Genomic DNA, 22,311 nt, shown 5'->3' on the forward strand with positions numbered 1-22,311 from the left:
GTCAGTCCTCGGTTTTTGGCGTTGTGGTATCGGCGTCGTGCAGGTGACGGGACAGGTAGATGCCTTGAGCGACCAGGAACAGCACGGTCAAGCCCAGGCTGCCGAACACCTTGAAGTCCACCCAGTAGTCCTGGAAGGTGAAGGCGACGAACAGGTTGGCGGCACCGCAGAACAGGAAGAAACCGATCCAGGCGATGTTCAAACGGGTCCAGACCGGATCCGGCAGGGTCAACGCGTGGCCCATGATGCGCTTGATCAGCAGGCGGTCACCGATGAAATGGCTGCCGATGAAGGCCAGGGCGAACAGCCAGTTGACCACCGGGGCTTTCCATTTCAGAAAGGTTTCGCTGTGAAAGGCCAGGGTCAGGCTGCCGAACACGAGGCAGGCGACCAGCGTCAGCCACTGGCTCTTCTCCAGCTTGCGCTGCTTGATGAAGATCGCGCCGTACACCACCAGGGAGCTGATGATCAGCACGGCGGTTGCACTGTAAATGCCGCCTACCGTCAGTTCATGGCCGGCAACGTCGACGGTGCGTGGATCGAGTTTGTAGACGATGAAGAACAGCAGAAGCGGGATGAAATCGATGAATTGTTTCACAGTGAGAGCCAGAAGCTGGATGTGGCGGCATAATAACAAACATATGGGCGCGCGATAGCGCCAGCTGATTTGAGGTTACACATCCCCGTGAATGTTGATTTGCACTGCCACAGCACGGCCTCCGACGGCGCCCTGGCGCCTGCGGCACTGGTTGCGCGTGCGTTCGAGAACGGCGTGCGAGTCCTGGCCCTGACCGATCACGACACCCTAGAAGGCCTCGCCGAAGCGCGCACGGCCGCCGAGGCGCTGGGCATGCAACTGGTCAACGGCGTCGAGTTGTCCTGCACCTGGGGCGGGGCGACCATTCACGTACTCGGCTACGGTTTCGACGTCAACGCCGCGCCGCTGGTCGAGGCGATTGCCCAGTTGCACGACGGCCGCTGGCTGCGGTCTGAGGAAATAAGCCGCAAGCTCGCCCTCAAGGGCATGCCGAATGCGCTCGACGGCGCGCGGCAGATCCAGCAGGAACTGGGCGACAGCGGCAACGCGCCGGCCCGCCCGCATTTCGCCGACTGGATGGTGCGTGAAGGTTTTGTAAAGGATCGCGCCGAAGCATTTCGCAAATGGCTCGGCGCAGGCAAGCTGGGAGACGTCAAGCTGCACTGGCCGACCCTCGAAGACACCGTCGGTACGCTGCGCGCCGCCGGCGCCTGGGTCAGCCTAGCGCATCCGTGGCACTACGATTTCACCCGCAGCAAGCGCCGAAAGCTGATTGCCGACTATATTCAAGCGGGCGGGCAGGCGATCGAAGTGGTCAACGGTCATCAGCCTGCGGAACAGGTGGGCAGCCTGGCAATCCTTGCCCGTGAGTTCGGTCTGCTGGTCAGCGCCGGCAGTGATTTCCATGGCCCTGGTGGCTGGTCCGAGATCGGCCAGTACCGGTCGGTGCCGGAGGACCTTCCACCCCTGTGGTGTCGGTTCAAACATGACACAGTTATTGCCGCCGTCTGAACAGGTAGAGAATGTGAGTCAATTTTTCCAGATTCATCCGGAAAACCCGCAAGCGCGCCTGATCAAACAGGCGGTCGAGATCATCCGCAAGGGCGGAGTGGTGGTCTATCCCACTGACTCCTCCTACGCAATCGGCTGCCAGATCGGCGACAAGAACGGCATCGAGCGCGTTCGACGCCTGCGTCAGCTCGACGAAAAGCACAACTTCGCACTGATCTGCAGCGACCTGTCGCAGTTGGGCAATTACGCCAAGATCGACACCGGGACCTTTCGAATCCTCAAAGCCCACCTGCCGGGGCCTTACACCTTCATTCTCAACGCCACCCGCGAAGTGCCGCGCCTCTTGCTGCATCCGAAGAAGCGCACCATCGGTCTGCGGGTGCCGAGCCATCCGATCGCGCTGGCGCTGCTGGCCGAACTGGGCGAGCCGTTGATGAGCGTGACCCTGATCATGCCGGGCGATGAAGACCCGTTGAGCGATCCGTACGAAATGCGCCAGTTGCTCGAGCATCAGGTCGACCTGATCATCGACGGCGGTTCCGGCGGTATCAAGGCCTCCACCGTGATCGACCTCACGGGCGATGATCCGGAAGTGATCCGCGTCGGTTGCGGCGATCCTGCCCCATTCATGGTCGAGGCCTGAATGTCCGCAGTGGAAAACGTAGATCCCCAGGCCGGTGCCCAGCAGGAACTGCCGTTTGCCATGGTCTATGGCCAGGCCGTCACGGAAATGCCGCTGGACCTGTACATCCCGCCCGACGCGCTGGAAGTCTTCCTCGAAGCCTTCGAAGGCCCGCTCGATCTGCTGCTGTACCTGATCCGCAAACAGAACATCAACATCCTCGACATCCCGGTGGCGGAAATCACCCGCCAGTACATGGGTTATGTCGAGCTTATGCAGTCGGTGCGTCTGGAACTGGCCGCCGAATACCTGGTGATGGCCGCGATGCTGGCCGAGATCAAGTCGCGGATGCTGTTGCCCCGGGCCGAAACCGTCGAGGACGAAGAGGACGACCCGCGCGCCGAGCTGATTCGTCGCCTGCAGGAGTACGAACGGTTCAAGGCTGCCGCCGAAAGCATCGATGGCCTGAGCCGGGTCGGTCGCGACGTGATCGTGCCCAAGCTCGACGCCCCGGAAGCCCGCGCGCGCAAACTCTTGCCCGACGTGGCGCTGGAAGAAATCCTGATGTCCATGGCCGAGGTGCTGCGCCGGGGCGACATGTTCGAAAGCCATCAGGTCAGCCGCGAGGCGCTGTCCACCCGCGAGCGCATGAGCGATGTGCTGGAGCGGCTCAAGGGCGGCGGATTTGTGCCGTTCGTCGAGCTGTTCACCGCCGAGGAGGGCAAGCTCGGCGTGGTGGTGACCTTCATGGCGATCCTTGAACTGGTCAAGGAATCCCTGATCGAGCTGGTGCAGAATGAGCCGTTCGCCGCGATCCACGTGCGAGCCCGAGCCGAATAACGAGTCCCGATATGAACCTGACTGAACCCCGCGAGCTGGCGTCCCTGCTTGAAGCCTTTCTGTTGGCCTCGGGAAAGCCGCAATCCCTCGAGCGCCTGTATGAACTGTTCGAAGAAGGCGAGCGCCCGGAACCGCCGGTCTTCAAGAAAGCCCTGACCCTGCTCGGCAAATCCTGCGAAGGCCGGGCGTTCGAGCTCAAGGAAGTCGCGTCGGGCTATCGCCTGCAAATCCGCGAGAAGTTCGCGCCGTGGGTCGGCCGGTTGTGGGAAGAACGTCCGCAACGTTATTCCCGAGCATTGCTGGAAACCATGGCGCTGATCGCCTATCGCCAGCCGATCACCCGGGGCGAAATCGAGGACGTGCGGGGCGTGGCGGTCAACACCAACATCGTCAAGACGCTGATCGAGCGCGAGTGGATTCGCATCGTCGGTTACCGCGACGTGCCGGGCAAACCGGCGATGTTCGCCACCACCAAGGCGTTTCTCGATCACTTCAACCTGAAGAACCTTGACGACCTGCCGCCGCTGGCCGAGTTGCGCGAAATCGAGGCGGATCCGGTGCTCGACTTCGACGACGCTCCCGTGCCACCGGGCTTGCAGGAGCTGGCCGACGCCAGTGCCGAGCCGGATGAGCCGAAGGAAGAAACCAGTTTCCACACCCTTCTGCTGGAACTGGACAGCATGGAGGAGGGGATCAAGACCGACTTTGACGACTTGCTGCGTGACGGGGCGGGCGGTGAATCGATGCCGACCGGGGTTGAGTTCGATCCGGTCGAGCCGCCGGTTGAGGATGAGTTCGAAACTGAATTTGAGCATGAGCCTGAATTCGAGCCCGAGCCTGAGCAGGAAGACGATGTGCTCGGCGTGGCCGAAGCCCGGGAAAAGCTGCTGGCCGCCGTCGCCCGGCTTGAACAGCCCGAACCGGAACCCGCCGCCGAGGAAGAGTTGAGCGAAGAAGAAGCCGAGGCCCGCGCCCTGGCCGAAGCCATCGAAGCCGAACGTCGCGAGTTCGAGGATTGAGCATGAGCTCGACCAAAGACCCGTGCATCAGCGTCTGCAAGTTCAGCGACGACATCTGTCTGGGCTGCGGCCGCAGCAAGCGCGAGATACGGGCCTGGAAGAAACTCGACAAGGACGACAAGCGCACTGTGCTGGCCGAAGCCGCGCTGCGTCTGATCAAGCTCGGGGCCACCGGTCGGCGGAAAAAGAAATAACCTTGCCCTGATCGACTAGTCTCTGATGCGCGCGCGGCCACATCCGCGTATGATTCGCGACCCTTCGGCGATCCCTTCGCCCGAAAACCCAGATTTCAACGCTTCAGCGGCTCATTCAGCGCCGCTGAACAGACCACACCGGGAGGTGCCCAGATGAGTGACATCAATCAGAAAGACGACCAGGAAATCGGCCCAGCAGGCGAAAAGCTGCAGAAAGTCCTCGCCCGTATCGGCGTCGGCTCGCGCCGTGATGTCGAATCCTGGATCGCTGCCGGCCGCATCAAGGTCAATGGCAAAGACGCCACCTTGGGCCTGCGTGTCGACATGCACGACGCCATCACCATTGATGGCAAAGTCATCAAGCGCGAAGAAGCCGCCGAGTCGGTGCGCCGCGTGATCATGTACAACAAGCCCGATGGCGAGATCTGCACCCGTGACGACCCGGAAGGCCGTCCGACCGTGTTCGACAAGCTGCCGCGTCCGAAAGAAGGCCGCTGGATCAACATCGGTCGTCTCGACATCAACACCACCGGTCTGCTGATGTTCACCACCGACGGTGAGCTGGCCAACCGCCTGATGCACCCGTCCTACGAGATGGACCGTGAGTACGCGGTGCGTGTGCGTGGCGAAGTCGATGACGAGATGATCGAGCGCCTGAAGGCCGGCGTTGTGCTGGAAGACGGCCCGGCGCGCTTCACCGACATTCAACAGGCACCGGGCGGCGAAGGCTTCAACCACTGGTATCACTGCGTGGTGATGGAGGGCCGTAACCGTGAAGTGCGTCGTCTGTGGGAATCCCAGGGCCTGGTGGTCAGCCGCCTGAAGCGCGTGCGTTTCGGCCCGGTTTTCCTCAACTCCGACCTGCCGATGGGCCGCTGGCGCGAAATGAGCCAGTACGAAGTCGACGTGCTGAGCGCCGAAGTCGGCCTGACCCCGGTGGCCATGCCGCAACTGAACGCCAAGAGCAAAGACAAGCTCGACCGGATGCAGCGCAAGTCGTCGCGTCCGATGGCCCGTACCGAGCGCGTGCGCACCCTGCGTCCGGCCAACGGTGCACCGATTGGCGCCGGTCCACGTCCGGTCCGCGAGCCGCAGATCGAAGGCGAGCGTCCAGGCCGCAAGCCGGCAGCGCGTCCGGATGGCGAGCGCGGTCCACGCACTCCGCGTCCGGCCAATGGCCGTACCGAGCGGGGCGAAGGTCGCGGTACGCCGGTGGCGGATCGTCCAGCCGATACCAAGCGTCCGGCCAAGCCGGCGCCGAAGCGTCCAGGCATCAAGCTGGCTGACGATGACAAGCCGTCGGGCAAGCGCCGTGGCGCACCGGCCGGTTCCGGCCAGCGTCCGGGTTTCGGTCGCAAGAAGCCGGAATAACGCGGTTGTAAGCTTCGAGCGGCAAGCTTCAAGCTGAAAAACAGAAACGCCAACCTTAGGGTTGGCGTTTTTTTTTGGACTTTTTATTTCTTTTTTCAGGCGTGTTTTTCTTGTTTTAAAACAAAAAACTTAACGCCTTTCAAATAGTTAGTCAGCTAGCGTCAATCGCTGCTCCGGGCTTCGATGGGTCTGGAGTGGAAACTTTACGTTACGCACTGTCAGTGAATATTTACGAAAAGGCCGTCGCAGACCCTTAAATCGGGTGTCTTTATCAGACTGTAAGGAAAATCTGCCGGAGCCAGTCCCGCCGGGCCTTGCGCGGCGCTCTGGCGCGCTTGTTTCAGCGACGTTTGGAAGGTGAGATGCGCTGCATGCCTGTCGTGCAGGTGCATAACAAGAAGGAGGCGCAATGAACGCCGATATCCATTTTCACTTCTCCACGTGGGGCGGATTTTCCATCGTCCACGCCGATGGCCTGCAAAGGCCTGACTCAATTTTTGCAGCCGCCCGGGCCTCCCGGGGTGGACACATGCAATCCCGGCAACCGACACGCTGATCCGGCGAGGTCTGGCAGCAGGGGGTTAGCGGTGTACAATGCGCCGCGTTTTAACTGTGACCCTCTGCGTAATCGCGCAAACCTCAAGGTTTATCCGCCTTGTTCACTCCGCCGCGTCACAAGCGTGTCGGGTTCGATTTCGTCACAGATAAAAACAAACAGGTGACGCATGACCGTTGTAAAAAAGCTGAATTCCTGGTGCCTGCGCTGGGGTTTGATCAAGGTTGGCTGAAATCGCAACCTTGCAGCAACGTCTACTGAACATCATCAAACCTTGCGTGAGACCTTTTTCATGAGTGGACAAAACTCGCAATCAGGCGAGCTGAAACGCGGCCTGAAAAATCGCCATATTCAACTGATCGCCCTCGGTGGCGCGATCGGTACCGGATTGTTCCTCGGCTCGGCCGGGGTGCTGAAATCCGCCGGCCCGTCGATGATCCTCGGCTATGCCATCTGCGGCTTCATCGCCTTCATGATCATGCGCCAGCTCGGCGAAATGATCGTCGAAGAGCCGGTGGCCGGCTCCTTCAGCCACTTTGCGCACAAATACTGGGGCGGTTTTGCCGGTTTCCTGTCGGGCTGGAACTGCTGGATCCTGTACATCCTGGTGGGCATGTCGGAGCTGACTGCGGTCGGCAAGTACATCCACTACTGGGCGCCGGAGATCCCAAGCTGGGTCACTGCTGCCGCGTTCTTCGTGCTGATCAATGCGATCAACCTGGCTAACGTCAAAGTCTTCGGTGAAGCCGAATTCTGGTTCGCGATCATCAAGGTCGTGGCGATCGTCGGCATGATCGCCCTGGGCAGTTATCTGCTGGTCAGCGGCCATGGCGGCCCGCAGGCTTCGGTCAGCAATCTGTGGTCCCACGGTGGCTTCTTCCCGAACGGCGTCAGCGGTCTGGTAATGGCCATGGCGATCATCATGTTCTCCTTCGGCGGTCTGGAGATGCTCGGTTTCACCGCAGCCGAAGCCGACAAGCCGAAAACCGTGATCCCGAAAGCGATCAACCAGGTGATTTACCGGATCCTGATTTTCTACATCGGCGCACTGGTGATCCTGCTGTCGCTGACCCCGTGGGACAGCCTGCTGGAAACCCTCAACGCTTCGGGCGATTCCTACAGCGGCAGCCCGTTCGTGCAGGTGTTCTCGATGCTTGGCAGCAACACCGCTGCGCACATCCTCAACTTCGTGGTACTGACCGCGGCATTGTCGGTGTACAACAGCGGCACCTACTGCAACAGCCGCATGCTGCTGGGCATGGCCGAGCAGGGCGATGCGCCGAAAGCGCTGGCGAAGATCGACAAGCGCGGCGTGCCGGTGCGTTCGATCCTGGCGTCGGCGGCCGTGACCCTGGTGGCGGTGCTGCTCAACTACCTGATCCCGCAACACGCGCTGGAACTGCTGATGTCGCTGGTGGTTGCAACGCTGGTGATCAACTGGGCGATGATCAGCTTCTCGCACTTCAAGTTCCGCCAACACATGAACAAGACCCACCAGAAGCCGCTGTTCAAGGCGCTGTGGTACCCGTACGGCAACTACATCTGCCTGGCGTTCGTCCTGTTCATCCTCGGCGTGATGCTGCTGATCCCGGGCATTCAGATCTCGGTGTACGCGATCCCGGTGTGGGTGGTGTTCATGTGGGTCTGCTACGTGATCAAGAACAAGCGCAGCGATCAACGCGCGGTGCTTGGGGCCGCGGCCAAGTAGGCAACGGACGACAACAAAATAGCCGGCTTCCGCCGGCTTTTTTGTGGCCGGTCCTACGCGAAGTGACGATAGACTGCCGGCGCCAATTGAATCGCGAAGGAGTCGGGCATGGATCAGGTGCAAACGCACTACGAGGTCGAAGGAGACGCGCTGACGCGTGATGATGTGCAGGCGTTGATCGCGTCCCAGCGCTTGCCGCTGCGGTTTATCGGGGTGGATTTCACCGATGTCGATCTGTCGCGACTGACGCTGGATCGCGCCGATTTCCAGCGCTGCATTCTGCTGCGCACGCAATTTCTCGGTGCTCGCCTCGAAGCGACTCAATGGAAGGGCTGTCGGGGTGCCCACGCAGTGTTCGAAGCGGCCCAATTGCTGGAGGCCTCGTTCAGCAATTGCGATTTGAACAACACACGCTGGCAGCGGGCGAAACTGGCGCAGGTCGCTTTCACCGGCTGCAAGCTGACCGGTGCCAACTTCAGTCACACCTCCAGCCTGGGTCTGTCGTTCAGTGAGACCCGACTCAACAGCGCATTTCTGGGCGGCATGTCGTTCGCCCGCACGACGTTGAACGGTCTGGATTTCTCCGATGCGGACTTGAGCGATGCCGACTTTCGCAAGGCCGAGTTCATCGAGTGCAGCCTGGCTCACGCACGGATCAATGGCGCCAGGTTTACCGATGCCGACCTGCGCGGTGCCGATTTGAGCGGTTTTCGGCTCAACGATGCCAAACTGTTCAAAGGGGCGGTGATTTCCCGGGCCCAGGCCTCGATGCTGTTGTCCGAACTGGGGTTGTCTGTCGCTTAGCGACTTGAAGGTAGAGTTTCCATGCTGGTGATTTCCAACAATGTGCATCTGCCGGACGCAGAGATCGAACTGACGTACATCCGCGCCCAGGGCGCCGGAGGGCAGAACGTCAACAAGGTCTCCAGCGCCGTGCACCTGCGCTTCGACATTCCGGCCTCGTCCTTGCCCGAGTTCTACAAAGAGCGGCTGCTGGCGCTGCGCGACAGTCGCATCACCGGCGACGGTGTGCTGATCATCAAGGCCCAGCAATACCGCACGCAGGAACAGAATCGCGCCGATGCGCTGGAGCGTCTGACCGAGCTGATTCTCAGCGCCACCAAGGTCGAGAAGAAGCGCCGGCCGACCAAGCCGACGCTGGGTTCAAAGAAGCGTCGGCTCGAATCGAAAACCAAGCGCGGCAGCATCAAGGCCGGGCGCGGCAAGGTGGATTTCTAGTCTTCGCGGTACTTAGCCGTGTAGCGGTACAGATAGACGCTCAATGCCAGACCGCTCAGCGCGGCGAGGGCGGCGAACAGGAAGATCGAGGCAAAACCGAAGCCCGCTGCAATCGCACCCGCCAGCGGCCCGGTGATCCCCAGCGACAAGTCGATGAACAACGAATAGGCCCCGACTGCCGCGCCTCGGCTGGAGGCCGGCACCAGGTTCACGGCTTCCACGCCCAGCGCCGGGAACACCAGCGAGAAACCGAAACCGCTCAATGCCGCACCGGCCAATGCCCAATGCGCGTCCGGCGCCAGCCACAACAACAGCAGACCCAGGGTTTCCACCGACAGGCAGGCAATCGCCACGCGAAAGCCGCCGAGGCGGTTGATCAGGTTGCCGAACAGCAGCCGCGCACCAATGAAGCTGGCGCCGAACAGGCTCAGGCACAGCACCGCGTTATCCCAGTGCTGCGTGGCGTAATACAGGGTGATGAAGGTGGCGATGGTGCCGAAACCGATCGAGCCCAGCGCCAGTCCGCAGCCGTGCGGGAAGACGCGACCGAGAACGTGCATGAATGGCAGACGCTCGCCGGCCACGATCGGCGCGGCGGTTTTCGGCCAGGCCAGCAGCAATCCCAGGCTGGCGAGCAGCAGAATGCTTACGCCCATGCTCCACAGACCGAAACGGCTGACCAGCCATACCCCGAGCGGCGCACCGACCGCCAGCGCACCGTAACTGGCGATGCCGTTCCACGAGATGACTTTGGCGGTGTTGGCGGCACCGACGCGGCCGATGCCCCAACCGATCGAGCCTGAGCCGACCAGGCTTTCAGCGCTGCCCAGCACCAGACGGCCGACGAACAGGCTGATCAGGCTCAGCAGCGGCAGGTGGGGCGTCCACGCCGAAATCAGCATGAACACACCGCTCAAGCCACACCCGGCCAGACCAATCATCACCGCACGTTTACTGCCCTGGTTGTCGATGATCTTGCCGGCATACGGGCGACTGAGCAGCGTGGCGAGGTATTGCACGCTGATCACCAGCCCGGCGATGACCGCGCCGAAGCCCAGGTCGCTGTGCACGTAGCCCGGCAGCACCGCCAGCGGAATGCCGATATTCAGATAACCGATGAAGGTGAACAGGACGATGGAAACGACTTGCAGCGTGACCGCCAAGGGGCGCTGGGGTTCTGGCATAGAGGACGACATGAATTACGATCCACGGGAAGAGCAGAATAGATAGGCTGCTCATGATACCGATGCGGACGCGTCTGGAGCGGGGAAAAGTAAAACTATTTGGCCGGGGCGACCAATTGCGTGGTGACCAGTGCGGCCAGCGCGTTTTCCTCGCTGCCGAAACGGGCGAGCAGGGCGGCCTGTTTCTCGGGCGAGAGACGGCTCCAGATCTCGATCATCTTCTCGGTGGCACCGATCAGGATCTCGGCCTGTTGTTCATCGAATTCTTTGGACATGGCGGCTCAGGTTTCAGGCAGTGTGGAAAGCGCATGTTAGCGCTTTCCACACGGTCTGTACGGCGGGTGTTGCTTACTCTTCGCTGTCGGCCGGACGGCTGTCGGCGGCTTCTTTCGGCTCGGGCTGTTGGGCACCGGCTTGTTGCGTGGTCGTCTGCTCAGTTTCGTGCAGGCTTGGGAAGGGGAGATTCGGAATCTCGTGCATGGTTGCGCTCCTCGCTAAGTCTGTTGATAGATCTGGTAGATCCGCGCTTTCAGAAAGCCTGCGAAGGATACAGCAGGAAAAGTGACAAACAGATTTTTAAATCCATTTGTTTCGACGGGCGGGATTGTCTAGACAAGTGCGACAGGGTGACGCAGGGCAAATGTGGGAGCGAGCCTGCTCGCGATGAGTGCGCCAGATCGTTCCCACGCGGAGCGTGGGAACGATCAAGACAAGGGGGAGTTATTTGCAGACGTTGGCGATCGCTTCTGCCAGCAAGTCGAGACGCGTCGCATCAATCCCGGCAACGTTGGCCCGGCCCGAGCTGACCATGTACACGCTGTGATGCTCGCGCAGGTTTTTCACCTGTTCCGGCGACAGACCGGTGTAGGAAAACATCCCGCGTTGCACGCCAATGTGTGCAAAACGCTCGCGCAGGCCGTGCGGTTCCAGCGCTTCCACCAGACCGCTGCGCAATTGGGCGATGCGCAGGCGCATGGCTTCCACTTCGTCGGCCCAGCGGCGTTTCAGCTCCGGGTCGGCGAGGATCGTGGCGACGACAGCCGCGCCGTGATCCGGTGGCGTCGACCACAGGTTGCGGGCGATGTGCGCCAGCTGGCTGCGGATGTCGATCAGCTTGTCAGCGGTTTTCGCGCTGACGATCAGCGCACCGGTGCGATCGCGGTACAGGCCGAAGTTCTTCGAGCAGGAGCTGGTGATCAGTAGCTCGGGCAACTCGGCGGCGAACAGTCGGGTCGACCACGCATCCTGCTCCAGACCGTCGCCGAAGCCCTGGTAGGCAAAGTCGATCAGCGGCAGCAGATCGCGGCGACGGACCACCTCCAGCACCCGCTGCCAGTCGTCGTGGCTCAGGTCGAAACCGGTCGGGTTGTGGCAGCACGCGTGCAGCAGCACCACATCGCCTTTCGGCACTTCATTGAGCACGGCGAGCATCGCATCGACGTCGAGGCGGTTGTCGCTGCCGACGTACGGGTAATGGCTGATCTTGACCCCGGCGGCCGCGAAAATCGTTTCGTGGATCGGCCAGGTCGGGTTGCTCAGCCACACGCCTTTGCCCGGCAGGCATTGCGCGATGAAGTCTGCCGCCAGACGCAGGGCGCCCGTGCCACCCGGGGTCTGGGTGGCGCCGGCGCGTTGCTCGGCGATCAGTGCCGAATCGGCACCGAGCACCAGCTCGTTGATGACCTTGCCGAACAGCGGATTGCCGTGGCCACCGATGTAGGTCTTGGTGTCCTGGCTCTCGACCAGACGCGCCTCGGCGATTTTCACCGCCTCGGGGATTGGCGTCAGGCCCTGGGCATCCTTGTAGACGCCCACGCCGAGGTCGAACTTGCGCGGGTTGGAGTCCTGCGCGTAGGCCTCCATCAGGCCGAGGATCGGGTCGCCGGGCACCCGGCCGATGGCGTCGAAGTGCATTACTTGCGTCCTTCTGCGGTCTTGGCCACTTCGTCAGTGCGCGCGGCCATGATGAAGTCGTTGCGGTGCAGGCCTTTGATCGAGTGGCTCCACCAGGTCACGGTGACTTTGCCCCACTCGGTCAGCAGGCCCGGGTGGTGACCTTCGGCCTCGGAGATCTCGCCGACGGCGTTGGTGAAGGCCAGCGCGTGCTTGAAATTCTTGAACAGGAAGACTTTTTCCAGCTGCATGATGCTGTCGCGTACTTCGATGTTCCAGTCAGGGATCTGCTTGATCAGGATCGGCAGCTCTTCATCGCTGACTTGTGGGGCATCTGCACGGCAGGCTTCGCAATGGGCTTGGTTCAAAGTGGACATGGTGGACTTCCTGAAATCTGAAGGTGTTTTTTTATATTGGCGGTCAGTGTCGCCACGCTAAACCAAAGTGGCGACGACGGACAGACTCACTTGTAAGCAAAAGTCGCGGGTCACGCGGCTTTTGGTTTTGGCGGAAACTTCGGTGCGTGCAGACCCAGCTGCATGCCTTGCTTGACCATGGCCATGATGTCTTCGTGGGCCAGGTCGAACAGGCGCTTGAGGTTCGGCAGGACGAAATACAGCGGTTGCAGGATGTCGATGCGATACGGCGTGCGCATTGCTTCCAGCGGATCGAAGGCTTGATGCTCGGGCTCGTCCGACAGCGAGTAAACGGTTTCTTTCGGCGAAGACAGGATGCCGCCACCGTAGATGCGTTTGCCTTGCGGGGTGTCGACCAGGCCGAACTCGATGGTCATCCAGTACAGGCGCGCCAGATAAACGCGTTCTTCCTTGGTCGCCTGCAGGCCGAGCTTGCCGTAGGTGTGGGTGAATTCGGCGAACCACGGGTTGGTCAGCAGCGGGCAGTGGCCAAAGATCTCGTGGAAAATGTCGGGTTCTTGCAGGTAGTCCAGTTCTTCACGGGTGCGGATGAACGTAGCCACCGGAAACTGCTTGCTGGCGAGCAATTCGAAAAAGGTCTGGAAAGGGATCAGCGCGGGAACTCGGGCAACCTGCCAACCGGTGGTCTCGCCGAGCACCTTGTTGATCTCGCCCAGTTGCGGAATGCGGTCGTGGGGCAGACCGAGTTTTTCGATACCGTCCAGGTATTCCTGGCACGCGCGACCCTCGATCACTTTCAACTGGCGGGTGATCAGCGTGTTCCACACCGCGTGTTCTTCGGCGGGGTAGTCGATAAAACCTTGCGCATCGGGCTCGCGGGCCACGTATTGCGTCTGCTTCATACTGCTCTCCTGCGAGGGGAATTTCGTTCTTGTTATGTCCTGCGATGAACTGAGAAATACCCCGGAACGTTCGTTGTTGCAGCAGGTTGAAGACTGCTGGAGTAGGAAAAGTCTCTTTAATTCGTAAAATTTTCGTTACGCTTCGTGCGATAAGTCGTGTTTGCGGTGACTGTCGGGTTTGAAAAGGCCGATGGCTGTCACATAATCTTGACGACTATCTTGCGCGCTGCGCAGAAAATTCCGGCGCCAGACCGCCTCTTCACCTGTTTCGGGCCTTTATATGCGTATCAAAGTCCACTGCCAGAACCGCATCGGCATCCTGCGCGACATTCTCAATCTGCTGGTGGAGTACGGGATCAACGTCGCCCGTGGCGAGGTGGGCGGTGAGCATGGCAACGCGATCTATCTGCATTGCCCGAACCTGATCAACATTCAGTTCCAGGCGTTGCGACCGAAGTTCGAGGCGATTGCCGGGGTGTTCGGCGTCAAGCGGGTAGGGCTGATGCCTAGCGAGCGGCGGCACATGGAGTTGAATGCGCTGCTCGGTGCGCTGGAGTTTCCGGTGCTGTCGATCGACATGGGCGGCTCCATCGTGGCGGCCAACCGTGCGGCGGCGCAGTTGCTCGGGGTGCGGGTGGACGAGGTACCGGGTATTCCATTGTCGCGTTACGCCGAGGATTTCGACCTGCCGGAACTGGTGCGCGCCAACAAATCGCGAATCAACGGCATGCGGGTCAAGGTCAAGGGCGACATCTTTCTGGCCGACATCGCGCCGCTGCAATCGGAACACGACGACAGCGAGGCCATGGCCGGTGCCGTGCTGACCTTGCACCGCGCGGACCGCGTCGGCGAGCGCATCTATAACGTGCGCAAACAAGAGTTGCGTGGCTTCGACAGCATCTTCCAGAGCTCGAAAGTGATGGCGGCGGTGGTGCGTGAAGCACGGCGCATGGCACCGCTGGATGCACCGCTATTGATTGAAGGCGAAACCGGCACCGGCAAAGAATTGCTGGCACGGGCCTGCCATTTGGCGAGTCCGCGCGGACAGTCGCCGTTGATGGCGCTCAACTGCGCGGGGCTGCCGGAGTCGATGGCCGAGACCGAACTGTTCGGCTACGGCCCCGGTGCCTTTGAAGGCGCGCGCGCCGAAGGCAAGCTCGGGCTGCTGGAGTTGACGGCGGGCGGCACGCTGTTCCTCGATGGCGTCGGCGAAATGAGCCCGCGCTTGCAGGTGAAATTGCTGCGCTTCCTGCAGGACGGCTGCTTCCGGCGGGTGGGCAGCGATGAAGAGGTTTACCTGGATGTGCGGGTGATCTGCGCAACCCAGGTCGACCTGTCGGAATTGTGCGCACGAGGTGAGTTTCGCCAGGACCTGTATCACCGCTTGAACGTGCTTTCGCTGCACATCCCGCCACTGCGCGAATGCCTCGACGGTTTGACGCCGCTGGTGGAGCACTTCCTCGATCAGGCCAGCCGACAGATCGGCTGCCCGCTGCCGAAACTGGCGCCGGCGGCGATGGACCGGCTCAGTCACTACCATTGGCCTGGCAATGTACGGCAGCTGGAGAACGTGCTGTTCCAGGCGGTTTCGCTGTGCGATGGCGGGACGGTCAAGGCCGAGCACATTCGCCTGCCGGATTACGGCGTGCGTCAGCCGCTTGGCGATTTCTCCCTCGAAGGCGGGCTGGACGAGATTGTCGGGCGCTTCGAGAAGGCGGTACTGGAGCGACTGTATTCAGAGCATCCGAGCAGCCGGCAACTGGGCAAGCGGCTCGGGGTTTCGCACACCACGATTGCCAACAAGCTGCGTGAGTATGAAGTCGGCAAGGACGCGTCCGAGTGATCACGGCTGGATCGGGTGTTTGCCGCCAAGCGGCATGACACCGCCGGTTTTTCGACTTCGATACATTTCCCTCATCCTCGCAAAATCCCTCAAGTCCTTTGTTTACCGGGCCCTCAGCCGCCAGAAAAAAGTTGGTCTGCAAATTGCTTATGGCTCAGCAGTACAGCGGTGGGCGGCAAACGTCCGGCATGCAGAGGAAAGAGTGTGGACAAGTACCTTTATGTGGCAATGACCGGCGCCAGCCAGAACGCACTGGCGCAAAAGGCTCATGCCAACAACCTGGCGAACATCTCCACCAATGGTTTTCAGCGCGACCTGGAGCAGGCGCGTTCGATGCCGGTGTTCGGTGACAGCTTTCCGGCGCGTGCGTTTGCCATGAGCGAACGGCCCGCCACCGACTTCACGCCGGGCTCGCTGGTGCAGACCGGCCGTGACCTCGACGTCGCCGTGTCGGGCAACGGCTGGATCGCCGTGCAGAACCCTAATGGCGGTGAAAGCTACGTGCGCACCGGCAGCCTCAATATCGATGCCCTCGGCGTGTTGCGTGCCGGCAACGGCATGCCGGTCATGGGCAATGGTGGACCGATCGCCGTGCCGCCGGAGCAGCAGGTGGAAGTCGGTGAAGACGGCACCATCAGCATCCGTGCGATGGGCGAGGGTCCGCGCGTCATGGCCGAAGTCGACCGCATCAAGCTGGTCAACCCGGACATCAAGAACATGAACAAGGGCCTGGACGGTTCGATTTACACCAAGGACGGCCAGCCTGCGCCGGCCGATGCCAACGTCAAACTGGTGTCGGGTTTCCTGGAGTCGAGCAACGTCAATGCCGTGGAAGAGATGACGTCGGTGCTGGCCCTGGCCAAGCAGTTCGAACTGCACGTCAAGATGATGAATACCGCCAAAGACGACGACCAGGCCATGGCTCGGGTCTTGCAGATCAGCTAATTATCAGAACGTCGCGCCGTAAAACAGGCGCACGAGGAGAATCGAATGCTTCCGGCTCTATGGGTTGCCAAAACCGGTCTGTCCGCCCAGGACACCAACCTGACCACCATTTCCAACAACCTGGCGAACGTGTCGACCACGGGTTTCAAACGTGACCGCGCCGAGTTCCAGGACCTGCTGTACCAGATCAAGCGTCAGCCAGGCGCCCAGTCGACCCAGGACAGCGAACTGCCGTCAGGTCTGCAAGTGGGTACCGGTGTGCGCATTGTCGGCACCCAGAAAAACTTCACCGCCGGCAGCCTGCAAACCACCGAGCAGCCGCTGGACATGGCCATCGACGGTCGCGGTTTCTTCCAGATCCTGCAGCCGGACGGCACCACGTCCTACACCCGTGACGGTACTTTCCACCTCGACTCCAACGGCCAGATCGTCAACGCCAGCGGTTTCGCCCTGGAGCCGGCGATTGTCATTCCGAACAACGCCCAGACCTTCACCGTAGGTCGTGACGGCACCGTGTCGATCACCGTTGCCGGCAACGCCGCGTCGCAAGTGATCGGCAACCTGCAAACCGCCGACTTCATCAACCCGGCCGGTCTGCAAGCGGTGGGCAACAACCTGTTCCTGGAAACCGCCGCTTCCGGTGCACCGCAAGTCGGTACTCCGGGCCTGAACGGTTTCGGCACCACCCTGCAGAACACCCTGGAAACCTCCAACGTCAGCACCGTGGAAGAGATGGTCAACATGATCACCACCCAGCGCGCGTACGAGATGAACTCCAAGGTGATCTCCACCGCCGACCAGATGCTCTCGTTCGTAACGCAGAATCTGTAATCAAGTCTATGAGGCGGCCATGAGGTCGCCTGCAACACCGTGAGGTAAGGGTCATGAAGCGCTTTGTATCTGTTGTGGCATTGAGTGGGGTCGTCTCGCTCGCGGGCTGCGTCGCTCCGACGCCCAAGCCCAATGATCCTTACTACGCCCCGGTGTTGCCGCGCACACCGTTGCCGTCGGCCGCCAACAACGGCTCGATCTATCAGGCCGGTTTCGAACAGAACCTGTACAGCGACCGCAAGGCGTTCCGGGTCGGCGACATCATCACCATCACCCTGAACGAGAGGACCCAGGCCAGCAAGAACGCCAACTCGCAGGTGGCCAAGAACAGCAAGACCGGCATCGGTCTGACGTCGCTGTTCGGCAGCAGTGCGACCACCAACAACCCGATCGGCAGCAATGACCTGAGCCTGAGCGCCAGCTACGAAGGCGACCGCGCGACCAAGGGTGACAGCAAGGCCGCCCAGGGCAACACCCTGACCGGTTCGATCACCGTGACCGTCGCCGACGTGCTGCCCAACGGCATCATCGCCGTGCGTGGCGAGAAGTGGATGACCCTCAACACCGGCGACGAGCTGGTGCGGATCGCCGGTCTCGTGCGGGCCGATGACATCGCCACCGACAACACCGTGTCCTCGACCCGGGTCGCCGATGCGCGCATCACCTACTCGGGCACCGGCTCGTTCGCCGATGCGAGTCAGCCAGGCTGGTTCGACCGTTTCTTCCTCAGCCCGCTGTTCCCTTTCTAGGTGGCTACGTTGAATTTCAGAAGTCTCATGATGGCCGCGTTCCTGTTGTCGGCGGCCTTCAATGCACAAGCCGAACGGTTGAAGGACATCGCCAGCATTTCCGGCGTGCGTTCCAACCAGTTGATCGGCTATGGCCTGGTGGTCGGTCTTAACGGCACCGGCGACCAGACCACGCAGACCCCGTTCACCCTGCAGACCTTCAACAACATGCTCTCGCAGTTCGGCATCAAGGTGCCGCCGGGATCTGGCAACGTGCAGCTGAAAAACGTTGCGGCGGTATCGGTGAGTGCCGATCTGCCGGCGTTCGCCAAGCCGGGTCAGCAGGTCGATATCACCGTGTCGTCCATCGGTAACTCCAAGAGCCTGCGCGGCGGCACCCTGTTGCTGACCCCGCTCAAGGGTATCGACGGCAACGTTTACGCCATAGCCCAGGGCAACCTGGTGGTTGGCGGTTTCGACGCCGAAGGTCGTGACGGTTCGAAGATCACCGTCAACGTTCCGTCGGCCGGTCGCATCCCTGGCGGTGCGTCGGTCGAGCGTTCGGTGCCGAGCGGTTTCAACCAGGGCAACAGCCTGACGCTGAACCTCAACCGTTCCGACTTCACCACCGCCAAGCGCATCGTCGACAAGATCAACGACATGCTCGGCCCTGGCGTTGCCCAGGCCATCGACGGCGGTTCGATCCGTGTGACCGCGCCGCTCGATCCGAGCCAGCGTGTCGACTACCTGTCGATCCTGGAAAACCTCGAAGTCGACCCGGGTCAGGCCGTGGCGAAAGTCATCATCAACTCGCGTACCGGCACCATCGTCATCGGCCAGAACGTGAAGGTATCGCCGGCCGCCGTGACCCACGGCAGCCTGACCGTGACCATCACCGAAGACCCGATCGTCAGCCAGCCAGGCCCGCTGTCCAACGGCCAGACCGCCGTGGTACCGCGCTCGCGGGTGAATGCCGAGCAGGAAGCCAAGCCGATGTTCAAGTTCGGCCCGGGCACCACCCTCGACGAGATCGTCCGGGCGGTGAACCAGGTCGGCGCAGCGCCGGGTGACCTGATGGCCATCCTCGAAGCACTGAAGCAGGCCGGCGCGTTGCAAGCCGACCTGATCGTGATCTGAGGACGGCGACCATGGATATGCGCAAAAGCGGTCTGGTCAGCAGCAGCGATTCGGGTTCGTACTCCGACCTCAATCGTCTGAACCAGCTGAAGGTCGGCGACAAGAACAGCGACGGCAACATGCGCAAGGTTGCGCAGGAATTCGAATCGCTGTTCCTCGGTGAAATGCTCAAGTCGATGCGTTCGGCCACCGAAGCGCTGGGCCAGGACAACCCGCTCAACACGCCGGCCGCCAAGCAGTATCAGGAAATGTACGACCAGCAACTGGCGGTTTCCATGTCCCGCGAGGGCGGTGGTATCGGTCTGGCCGACGTGCTGATCAAGCAGATGTCGAAGAACAAACCGATGGCGCCGGGCGAGGCTGCGGCCGCATCCGCCGCCAAGCAGGAAGAAGCCAAAGCCAAGGCCGCTGCCGTAGCCACGCCGATTGCCGCCGGCACCGTGGCCACCAATGGCCCGTTGTCGCGACTCAACGGCGAGCGTCCACTGTGGGCGTCGCGTTCGGTGCATGCGCCGAACACCGAACTGACCCATCGCAATGACATGGAAATGATCAACCAGCGTCGTCTGGCGTTGCCGCCGAAACTGGCGGATCGCTTGCTCGCAGGTCTGGTGCCGTCGGCCACGCCGGCAGCGGCCACTCAACTGCCGCAACGCGCCACGACCGCCGCTGTCACCGGTTCCGGCCCGCTGTACAACGGCGACTGGCTGGACCGTGCCGAGGCAGACAAGGCTTCCGGCGGGCAGATGCAGATTTACGGCCGAGCCATGGCGCAGATCCCGCTGGCACCCGCCAAGCGCGCGTTCAGCAATGCCGACCAGTTCGTCAACACCATGCTGCCGATGGCCGAGGAAGCCGCCGCCCGCATTGGCGTCGATCCGCGTTATCTGGTGGCTCAGGCTGCACTGGAAACCGGCTGGGGCAAATCGGTCATGCGCGCCCAGGACGGCAGCAGCAGTCACAACCTGTTCGGTATCAAGGCGAGCAGCAACTGGAAGGGCGATTCGGCCCGGGCGATCACCAGCGAGTTCCGCAACGGGCAGATGGTCAAGGAGACGGCCGAGTTCCGTTCCTATGCCTCGTACAAGGACAGCTTCCACGATCTGGTGACTTTGCTGCAGAGCAATAATCGCTATCAAGATGTGCTGAAGTCGGCCGATAACCCAGAACAGTTTGTACGCGAATTGCAGAAGGCCGGTTACGCGACCGACCCGAACTACGCGACGAAGATTTCGCAGATTGCCAGGCAGATGACGGTCAATCAGAACTACGCTGCGGCCGGCGTTCCAACAACGCCCTTATAAACACAAGGTAAGGTTTGAATCATGAGTTTGCTCAATATCGGGATGTCGGGGTTGAACGCGAGTTCTTCCTCTCTGGCTGTGACAGGTAACAACATTGCCAACGTCGACACCGCCGGTTATTCACGCCAGCAAACTGTGCAGGGCACCAAGTCCTCGATTCAGTACGGTAACGTGTTCATCGGTACCGGTACGACCCTCGCCGACGTGCGTCGGGTGTACAACTCCTACCTCGAATCGCAGCTGCACACCGCCACCTCGCTGAGCAGCGAAGCGGCCGCCTATGGCGCGCAGGCGACAGCGCTGGACGGCTCGCTGTCCGACACCAACACCGGCCTGACCGGCGTGTTGCAGAAGTTCTTCACCTCGATGCAAGGCGTATCGACCTCGGCCACCGACGACACATCCCGTCAATCGGTGCTGACCGGCGCGCAAGCCCTGACCAGCCGCTTCAACGCACTGGCCAAGCAGCTCAACGACCAGAACACCACGCTCAACGGCAACCTTGGCGACATGGCGGCCCAGGTCAACAAACTGGCCACCTCGATTGCCAATCTCAACCAGAAAATCGGCGAGATTTCCACCAGCGGCGGCCAGCCGAACGATCTGCTCGACACCCGTAACGAAGCCGTACGCCAGCTCTCTCAGCTGGTCGGCGCGCAGGTCGTCGAGCGCGGCACCAGCTTCGACGTCTACGTCGGCAGCGGGCAGCCGCTGGTTGTCGGTAACACCACCAATACCCTGAGCACCGTGCCGAGCAAGGATGACCCGTCGCGCATGGGCATCCAGATGGATCGCGGTTCGAGCACCATCGACATCACTTCGGTGATCAGTGGCGGCGAAATCGGCGGTCTGCTGAGCTATCGCAAGGAAGTGCTCGACCCGTCGCTCAACGAGCTGGGTCGTGTGGCGCTGGTGATCGCCGATCAGGTCAACCGCCAGCAAGCCCAGGGCATCGACAAGAACGGTGACTTCGGCGCAGCGATTTTCAACAACATCAACAGTGCCGCGCTGATCAGTCAGCGCAGCATTGCCCAGGCGGGCAACAGCGCGGGTTCGGGCAACCTTGACGTGACCATCAAGGACACCGGCAAGCTGACCACCAACGATTACCAGGTCACCTTCACCAGCGCGACCAACTACACGGTCAAGCGCTCGGACGGCACCGACATGGGTTCGTTCAGCACCACGACCACGCCGCCTCCGGTGATCGACGGTTTCACCCTGGCCCTCAATGGCGGTGCCCTGAGCGCCGGTGACACCTTCAAGGTGACTCCGACCCGTGGCGCGGCCTCGAGCATCCAGACCGTGCTCACCGACCCGAAGAAAATCGCGGCGGCGGCACCGTTGACCGGCGTGGCCAGCACCAATAATTCCGGCACCTACACCCAGCCGACGCTGACCGACACCATCGATATCTACAACCCGACCTCCCAGGCCGAGTTGCAGAACGCGCTCAAGTATTCGACTCCGGTCAAACTGGTGTTCGGTGCGGTCGCCAGTGGCAGCCAGTCGTACAACATGGTCGACGCCAAGGGCAACACCATCGGCACCGGGACCATCGTGCCGGGGCAGGCCAACACCCTGAACCTGAAGATCGGCATGGTCGACTCCACCGGCGCACCGGTGATGGATACCAGCGTCACGCCGAACGTGCAGAAAACCTTCACCGTGCAGACCACCGTGGGCGCGACGCCGAAAGCCGGCGAAACCTTCACCATGAGCCTGACCGGCGCGGCGTCTTCGGACAACCGCAACGCCCAGGCACTGGTTGGTCTGCAGACCAAGCAGACCGTGGACACCGGCTCGGGCAGCAAGGGCATCAGCCTGACCGACGCCTACAACAAGCTGGTGACCAACGTCGGTACCAAGGCCGCTCAAGGCAAGTCCGACATCGAGGCCACCACCGCCATTCTGGATCAGGCGCAGGGCGCGCGTGATTCGCTGTCTCAGGTCAACCTGGACGAAGAGACCGGCAACCTGGTCAAGTACCAGCAGTACTACACAGCGTCTTCGCAGATCATCAAGGCTGCGCAGGAAACCTTCGCCACGCTGATCAACAGTCTTTAAGG

23 protein-coding genes are annotated in these 22,311 nt (G+C 61.5%); 16 read left to right on the plus strand and 7 right to left on the minus strand.

What is annotated here, in order from left to right; all coding sequences use genetic code 11:
• Position 1: 1 nt before the first annotated feature.
• Positions 2-598: a septation protein A gene (locus tag AC07XZ_RS03775; protein WP_007958367.1), complete on the minus strand. Its 597-nt coding sequence runs from the start codon at positions 596-598 to the stop codon at positions 2-4.
• An 87-nt stretch (positions 599-685) separates the two neighbouring features.
• On the opposite strand from AC07XZ_RS03775, the gene AC07XZ_RS03780 reads away from it, so the two are divergent.
• From AC07XZ_RS03780 to arfB, 9 genes are all read left to right on the plus strand, one after another.
• Entirely contained in the window at positions 686-1,549 is an 864-nt protein-coding gene (locus tag AC07XZ_RS03780) for a PHP domain-containing protein (RefSeq protein ID WP_102686020.1), read from the plus strand.
• 13 nt (positions 1,550-1,562) lie between these two features.
• Positions 1,563-2,192: an L-threonylcarbamoyladenylate synthase gene (locus AC07XZ_RS03785; protein ID WP_102686021.1), complete on the plus strand. Its 630-nt coding sequence runs from the start codon at positions 1,563-1,565 to the stop codon at positions 2,190-2,192.
• On the plus strand, positions 2,193-3,011 hold the full coding sequence (locus tag AC07XZ_RS03790) for a segregation and condensation protein A (protein WP_102686022.1): 819 nt from the start codon (positions 2,193-2,195) through the stop codon (positions 3,009-3,011).
• A gap of 11 nt (positions 3,012-3,022) precedes the next feature.
• Positions 3,023-4,030, plus strand: coding sequence for an SMC-Scp complex subunit ScpB (scpB, locus tag AC07XZ_RS03795; RefSeq protein WP_102686023.1), 1,008 nt, complete (start codon positions 3,023-3,025; stop codon positions 4,028-4,030).
• A 2-nt stretch (positions 4,031-4,032) separates the two neighbouring features.
• Positions 4,033-4,224, plus strand: a complete 192-nt coding sequence (locus tag AC07XZ_RS03800; protein ID WP_007958358.1) for a DUF1289 domain-containing protein — start codon at positions 4,033-4,035, stop codon at positions 4,222-4,224.
• A gap of 153 nt (positions 4,225-4,377) precedes the next feature.
• Complete coding sequence (gene rluB, locus AC07XZ_RS03805; RefSeq protein ID WP_085747142.1) at positions 4,378-5,595, plus strand: 23S rRNA pseudouridine(2605) synthase RluB; 1,218 nt, start codon at positions 4,378-4,380, stop codon at positions 5,593-5,595.
• An 848-nt stretch (positions 5,596-6,443) separates the two neighbouring features.
• Entirely contained in the window at positions 6,444-7,859 is a 1,416-nt protein-coding gene (locus tag AC07XZ_RS03810) for an amino acid permease (RefSeq protein WP_102686024.1), read from the plus strand.
• A 108-nt stretch (positions 7,860-7,967) separates the two neighbouring features.
• The gene (locus tag AC07XZ_RS03815; RefSeq protein ID WP_102686025.1) at positions 7,968-8,663 is read left to right on the plus strand and encodes a pentapeptide repeat-containing protein; all 696 of its coding nucleotides are present in this window, start codon (positions 7,968-7,970) and stop codon (positions 8,661-8,663) included.
• Positions 8,664-8,684: 21 nt separating this feature from the next.
• Complete coding sequence (gene arfB, locus AC07XZ_RS03820; RefSeq protein ID WP_011333010.1) at positions 8,685-9,098, plus strand: alternative ribosome rescue aminoacyl-tRNA hydrolase ArfB; 414 nt, start codon at positions 8,685-8,687, stop codon at positions 9,096-9,098.
• On the opposite strand, the gene AC07XZ_RS03825 is transcribed toward arfB, so the two are convergent.
• The 6 genes from AC07XZ_RS03825 to phhA form a co-directional block, all read right to left on the minus strand.
• Positions 9,095-10,294: an MFS transporter gene (locus AC07XZ_RS03825; RefSeq protein WP_102686026.1), complete on the minus strand. Its 1,200-nt coding sequence runs from the start codon at positions 10,292-10,294 to the stop codon at positions 9,095-9,097. The two genes, arfB and AC07XZ_RS03825, sit on opposite strands and share 4 nt — an antisense overlap.
• Before the next feature lie 83 nt (positions 10,295-10,377).
• Positions 10,378-10,557 carry a hypothetical protein gene (locus tag AC07XZ_RS03830; RefSeq protein ID WP_007958348.1) on the minus strand — a complete coding sequence of 60 codons (180 nt, stop codon included), beginning with the start codon at positions 10,555-10,557 and terminating at the stop codon, positions 10,378-10,380.
• Between the two features lie 73 nt (positions 10,558-10,630).
• Complete coding sequence (locus AC07XZ_RS03835; RefSeq protein WP_256584349.1) at positions 10,631-10,762, minus strand: hypothetical protein; 132 nt, start codon at positions 10,760-10,762, stop codon at positions 10,631-10,633.
• A 240-nt stretch (positions 10,763-11,002) separates the two neighbouring features.
• Positions 11,003-12,196 (minus strand): amino acid aminotransferase, encoded by a 1,194-nt coding sequence (locus AC07XZ_RS03840; RefSeq protein ID WP_085683027.1) that lies wholly within the window; start codon positions 12,194-12,196, stop codon positions 11,003-11,005.
• The gene (locus AC07XZ_RS03845; RefSeq protein ID WP_003222798.1) at positions 12,196-12,552 is read right to left on the minus strand and encodes a 4a-hydroxytetrahydrobiopterin dehydratase; all 357 of its coding nucleotides are present in this window, start codon (positions 12,550-12,552) and stop codon (positions 12,196-12,198) included. Before AC07XZ_RS03845 ends, AC07XZ_RS03840 begins: the two co-directional genes overlap by 1 nt.
• Positions 12,553-12,662: 110 nt before the next feature.
• On the minus strand, positions 12,663-13,454 hold the full coding sequence (gene phhA, locus AC07XZ_RS03850) for a phenylalanine 4-monooxygenase (protein ID WP_011333014.1): 792 nt from the start codon (positions 13,452-13,454) through the stop codon (positions 12,663-12,665).
• Between the two features lie 280 nt (positions 13,455-13,734).
• On the opposite strand from phhA, the gene AC07XZ_RS03855 reads away from it, so the two are divergent.
• From AC07XZ_RS03855 to flgK, 7 genes are all read left to right on the plus strand, one after another.
• Positions 13,735-15,297 carry a sigma-54-dependent phenylalanine hydroxylase transcriptional regulator PhhR gene (locus tag AC07XZ_RS03855; RefSeq protein ID WP_011333015.1) on the plus strand — a complete coding sequence of 521 codons (1,563 nt, stop codon included), beginning with the start codon at positions 13,735-13,737 and terminating at the stop codon, positions 15,295-15,297.
• A 204-nt stretch (positions 15,298-15,501) separates the two neighbouring features.
• A complete protein-coding gene (locus AC07XZ_RS03860) occupies positions 15,502-16,242 on the plus strand; it encodes a flagellar basal body rod protein FlgF (RefSeq protein WP_007958343.1) in 741 nt (246 codons plus the stop codon).
• A 45-nt stretch (positions 16,243-16,287) separates the two neighbouring features.
• Complete coding sequence (gene flgG / locus AC07XZ_RS03865; protein WP_007958342.1) at positions 16,288-17,073, plus strand: flagellar basal-body rod protein FlgG; 786 nt, start codon at positions 16,288-16,290, stop codon at positions 17,071-17,073.
• 53 nt (positions 17,074-17,126) lie between these two features.
• Positions 17,127-17,822, plus strand: coding sequence for a flagellar basal body L-ring protein FlgH (gene flgH / locus AC07XZ_RS03870; RefSeq protein WP_085605729.1), 696 nt, complete (start codon positions 17,127-17,129; stop codon positions 17,820-17,822).
• 27 nt (positions 17,823-17,849) lie between these two features.
• Positions 17,850-18,938: a flagellar basal body P-ring protein FlgI gene (locus AC07XZ_RS03875; protein WP_074692277.1), complete on the plus strand. Its 1,089-nt coding sequence runs from the start codon at positions 17,850-17,852 to the stop codon at positions 18,936-18,938.
• 11 nt (positions 18,939-18,949) lie between these two features.
• A complete protein-coding gene (gene flgJ / locus AC07XZ_RS03880) occupies positions 18,950-20,242 on the plus strand; it encodes a flagellar assembly peptidoglycan hydrolase FlgJ (RefSeq protein WP_102686027.1) in 1,293 nt (430 codons plus the stop codon).
• A gap of 21 nt (positions 20,243-20,263) precedes the next feature.
• The gene (flgK, locus tag AC07XZ_RS03885; RefSeq protein WP_085747132.1) at positions 20,264-22,309 is read left to right on the plus strand and encodes a flagellar hook-associated protein FlgK; all 2,046 of its coding nucleotides are present in this window, start codon (positions 20,264-20,266) and stop codon (positions 22,307-22,309) included.
• Positions 22,310-22,311: the final 2 nt, after the last annotated feature.

Source organism: Pseudomonas sp. GW458-11-26-14-LB4 (assembly GCF_059423925.1).